General features: G+C 34.3%; 2 protein-coding genes and 2 pseudogenes. 1 reads left to right on the top strand and 3 read right to left on the bottom strand.

Features of this window, described 5'->3' with window-relative positions; all coding sequences use genetic code 11:
• Positions 1 to 56 precede the first annotated feature (56 nt).
• Positions 57 to 599 carry a GAF domain-containing protein gene (locus tag AFK68_RS11300; RefSeq protein WP_094672830.1) on the top strand — a complete coding sequence of 181 codons (543 nt, stop codon included), beginning with the start codon at positions 57 to 59 and terminating at the stop codon, positions 597 to 599.
• 1,514 nt (positions 600 to 2,113) lie between these two features.
• Here the strand turns inward: AFK68_RS11300 and AFK68_RS11295 are convergent.
• From AFK68_RS11295 to AFK68_RS11290, 3 genes and pseudogenes are all read right to left on the bottom strand, one after another.
• Positions 2,114 to 3,107 (bottom strand): annotated as a pseudogene (locus tag AFK68_RS11295) (Gfo/Idh/MocA family protein); the annotation flags it as partial.
• A gap of 1 nt (position 3,108) precedes the next feature.
• On the bottom strand, positions 3,109 to 3,444 hold a 336-nt coding region (locus AFK68_RS41520; protein ID WP_246844122.1), incomplete at its 3' end, for a Gfo/Idh/MocA family protein.
• Between the two features lie 1,279 nt (positions 3,445 to 4,723).
• Positions 4,724 to 5,105, bottom strand: a pseudogene (locus tag AFK68_RS11290) (glutathione synthase); the annotation flags it as partial.

Raw genomic sequence — 5,105 nt, 5'->3', positions numbered from 1 at the left:
CTAAAAATTTAACCAAGGCAAGCTAAAAAATTATAAGTAGTTGATTTATACTGATTATGACGAATAGTGACAATAAAGACCCTAATTATAATCCTAATATATATTATAGTGACCCAGATTTAGAAAAATTCGCAAATCGTCTGGCTAATAATGTAGAACGAAACACTTTTATTCAAAAAAATATTGATAATATTAGACAGGATCTTCAAGTAGACAGAGTTGTATTATACTACTTTTATCGTGAGTGGAAAGGACAGGTAATATTTGAGTCTTTGAGTTCTGGGAAGCTATCCATTTATGGTTCAACAGGAGCTGATGAATGTTTTAATGATGAATATGCTGCTATGTATCAACATGGAAGAGTACGAGCAATGGAAAATATTGAATTAGAACCAATACATCCTTGCCATAGAGATTTTCTGCGTAGCATACAGGTTAAGGCTAATTTAGTAGTACCAGTTCTCAATTCTAGGAGCTTATGGGGGTTGCTAGTCGCTCATCAATGTCAGGATGTACGTTCTTGGTCAAAGTCTGATATAGAAGTTATGCAAAAAGCAGCTATAAGTCTAGCAACTGCACCACTTATTAGAGATAGTTAATACCGTTTCACGGAAGTCAAAATTCATGCATCGAGTGCGTAATTCTGAGGTTTCCTACCGGGCGTATAAAGTGCGGAAGTAATTCTGCACACAGCCCCTCCAAAATATAATACCATTTCTCAAAAACTTTATCTATTTCAGAGTAGGGGAGTAGGGGAGTGTAGGGACGTTTTGCTGCCCAACATGTTTGCGTTTTGCTTCGCACAACTCCGTTAACGCTGCGCGACATGTTTGCGCTAGCATTCCGAAGGAAAAAGCGTTAGCGCAGCTCCTCTGTAAGAGGCAGCATTCCGGAACGGAAAACGCATTTTTGCCTGTGCAACGTCCGTACNTTCCGAAGGAAAAAGCGTTAGCGCAGCTCCTCTGTAAGAGGCAGCATTCCGGAACGGAAAACGCATTTTTGCCTGTGCAACGTCCGTACCGGAGAAGCAAACATAAGAATAATTAACATTAAACTAGCGAAAACCAGCAAAAAAATAATTCTGATTGTATCGATCAGTTAATAACTGAAGTATCGCCCAAGTATAGCAATAATGCATGGGAATTGGTATAAGACGCACTCAAGACAGTCAAAAGTTAGATTTTATCGGCTCAAAACTTTTCCTTGCGCAACATGAAAGGTGCTACATTCATTAATTGATAATTACCTCAAGGAAAACTGCAACGGAATTGAATATCCTGAATTATTTAATTAATAACTAATAATTATTAATCATTCGATAATTTCAGGAAATTATTTCACATCCAAAGTTTGAAACTATTTGATTTGTAGCATTCTTTTTTTTGAAATGGAATAATTTAATTCCCTACTTTTAGAACAACTTATTTATAGGGAATTTTATCTCAATCAGAATGAGTTAATAACTCATACATAGATATAGCTGAATACTAACATTAACCAGCTATTAGCCTAAAAATTTGTACATATAATTAGGGCTTGCTGACTAAATATAAAAGCCTTAATAGATAAAAATTTTCGCCTTTTTTGGTCTGGAAAAAGTACGAAATTTTAGGTCATTTAGGTTCAAAAAGTTAGCATTTTTGGCTCAATATTACAGGAACAATTAAGTGATAATTCCTCCCACTACCTCCTCGCTCCCATACCCATTTATCCTGACTCCTAACTCCTACCCTTACTAAAAGACTTTATTCAGCAAACCCTAATTAGGTATCTGTTTGCGGAGCATTCCGGAACGGAAAAGCTTGGGTCTAAATCCCCGACTTCTAGCTTGTCGTTTAATTTTAGGAGAGGTTTAAATCTCCTTCTAAAAAAGCTGACCGCTGACTGCTGACCGCTTTTTTTAAAAGCTACTTGTATTTTCGATAAATTCATCTAAATCTGGCACATTTACCCAAGTACCAGTTAAATTAGATTCATGGGTTAAATCCATTAATAACTGAGAATAAATACCCTCTTTTAGAGATGGAACTACAGATTTTTCTGCCTCTATTGCTTGTACCCAATTATCAACTACTCGAATAAAAGGTGCAATTCTACCATCAGAATAAACTTNAAGCTACTTGTATTTTCGATAAATTCATCTAAATCTGGCACATTTACCCAAGTACCAGTTAAATTAGATTCATGGGTTAAATCCATTAATAACTGAGAATAAATACCCTCTTTTAGAGATGGAACTACAGATTTTTCTGCCTCTATTGCTTGTACCCAATTATCAACTACTCGAATAAAAGGTGCAATTCTACCATCAGAATAAACTTTGGGAAAATCTAACCTTTCAGGAATATTTATTTCTGCTAAATTATCCCCATTTTGAGAACCCCAAACTTTAAACCCATGCACATAATCTTTTTGATTATTACTACCAACAATTAAAGTACCTTTACTACCATAAACTTCTACCCAATGACCACGCCCTTGATAGGTGACAGAACTAATACAAATTTGACAGGGAGTACCATCTGCCAACTCTAACATAATATTACAAGTATCATCAGCATCTACTGGTTTTAATTGGTCTCCTACAGTCGGATCGGGGCGAGTTTTAATAGAAGTATTAAGTTGTCCCCAAAGTTTTTTAGCAGGACCAAATAACCAATTAACATAATCAAAAGTATGGGAAGCGATCGCTCCTAATGCACCACCTCCTTTATCCTTTTGAGAATACCAATTCCAAGGACGATTTGGGTTAGCGCGACTTGATGCTAACCAATCAATTTTAATTAGGTGTTTATCCCCCACATATCCATCTGCTAAAATTTCGGCAAATAGTTGCCAAGCAGGAATATAACGAAACTCAAAATCCATAGTTGCTACACATTTATTAGTAGCAGCAATATGATATAATTCTTGAGCTTCTTCTACTTTTAAAGTTGTGGGTTTTTCTAACAATAAATGTTTGCCTGCGGATAATACTTGCTTTGCCATTTCATAATGGAGAAATGGTGGAGTTGAAATTGTTACAGCACTAACTTCAGGTAGGGAAATTATCTCTTCTATGGTATTACAAGCATGAGGAATATTATGATTTAATGCAATTGATTTAGNATGATATAATTCTTGAGCTTCTTCTACTTTTAAAGTTGTGGGTTTTTCTAACAATAAATGTTTGCCTGCGGATAATACTTGCTTTGCCATTTCATAATGGAGAAATGGTGGAGTTGAAATTGTTACAGCACTAACTTCAGGTAGGGAAATTATCTCTTCTATGGTATTACAAGCATGAGGAATATTATGATTTAATGCAATTGATTTAGCTTTTTCTAAATCTGGATTATAAACAGCTAATACTTCAGTTTTATGATGTGCTTGTAGACCTGGTATATGTACTTTTTGACCAAATCCTGTACCGATAACTGCTACGCCAATAGTTTGATTGTTCATTGTTTATTAAGAAGGATTTATTAATTGATAATTGATAATTGATAATTGATAATGAATACTTACAGTGGATTCCAGGTTGATGAAGTACGGTGGCACTAAATTTTTAAATAGTTTTTGAAGTATGGAATTAAATTTTCACTCAAAATTAGCAAATTTACTAGAATCATGGATAATTGATAATTGATAATTGATAATGAACAATGGATAATTATTTACAGCATATTTCGGGCAAATGATGTACAAGGTAAATGGCAAAAATATTGTATTGCGGGCATCTTGCCAGGGATGATTGTACCTCATAACAGTCGATAATGGATAATTGATAATTGATAATGAATAATTACAGCGAATTTCAGGTTGATGAAGTACGGTNTGGATAATTGATAATTGATAATTGATAATGAACAATGGATAATTATTTACAGCATATTTCGGGCAAATGATGTACAAGGTAAATGGCAAAAATATTGTATTGCGGGCATCTTGCCAGGGATGATTGTACCTCATAACAGTCGATAATGGATAATTGATAATTGATAATGAATAATTACAGCGAATTTCAGGTTGATGAAGTACGGTGGCACTAAATTTTTAAACAGTTTTTGAAGTCTGGAATTAAGTTTTCACTCAAAATTAGCAAATCTACTAGAATCATAGATAATTCATAATGAATAATTACAGCAAATTCCATGTTGATGAAGTACAGTGGCACTAAATTTTTAAATAGTTTTTGAAGTCTGGAATTAAGTTTTCACTCAAAATTAGCAAATCTACTATAATCAATGTACCTCATAACAGTGGAAAGCGCTGTATTAATAATAATTAATAATGGATAATTAATTATTAATTATTCATTATCCATCACCAAAAAATAAGGTTATTAGCCTCCCCTTTTAAGGGGATGAAAAAAATCAATTTAGTATTTTAATCCCGATGGTTTCCTACGGAATGCTGCGCAAATAGTCAGAGGTACTGATAACTGTTAACGCAGTTACGACCATAGGAGGCTAACTGTTAACTGATAACTGAAATAGCCCATTCTATACTTGTTTCCCCAAGTTAACATTATCAAGNGTATTAATAATAATTAATAATGGATAATTAATTATTAATTATTCATTATCCATCACCAAAAAATAAGGTTATTAGCCTCCCCTTTTAAGGGGATGAAAAAAATCAATTTAGTATTTTAATCCCGATGGTTTCCTACGGAATGCTGCGCAAATAGTCAGAGGTACTGATAACTGTTAACGCAGTTACGACCATAGGAGGCTAACTGTTAACTGATAACTGAAATAGCCCATTCTATTACTTGTTTCCCCAAGTTAACATTATCAAGTAAGTCAATTTCTCTAATTCCTGTCGGACTTGTAACATTAACCTCTGTCAGATAACCACCAATCACATCTATACCAACAAAATATAAACCATCCGCTACTAATTTAGGTGCTAAATACTCACAAATTTCATACTCCCTTTCTGTAATTTCTGTCTGAGCAACCCTACCTCCCACTGCCATATTTCCTCGAAATTCTTTGCCAGTAGGAATCCTATTTACTGCCCCAATAGGTTTACCATTCAACATAATAATTCGCTTATCTCCTTCTTTTGCTGCTGGTAATAACTCTGAACCATCACAGGTTCTTGACCTTGTTTTGTAC

This window comes from Hydrocoleum sp. CS-953 (genome assembly GCF_002260545.1).
GTDB lineage: Bacteria > Cyanobacteriota > Cyanobacteriia > Cyanobacteriales > Microcoleaceae > Trichodesmium.
This window is presented reverse-complemented; position numbering and strand designations above follow the sequence as displayed.

What these genes read in the sequence shown, in the direction of transcription:
- AFK68_RS11300 (WP_094672830.1), top strand. Translation starts at nt 57, where the DNA reads ATGACGAATAGTGACAATAAAGACCCTAATTATAATCCTAATATATAT.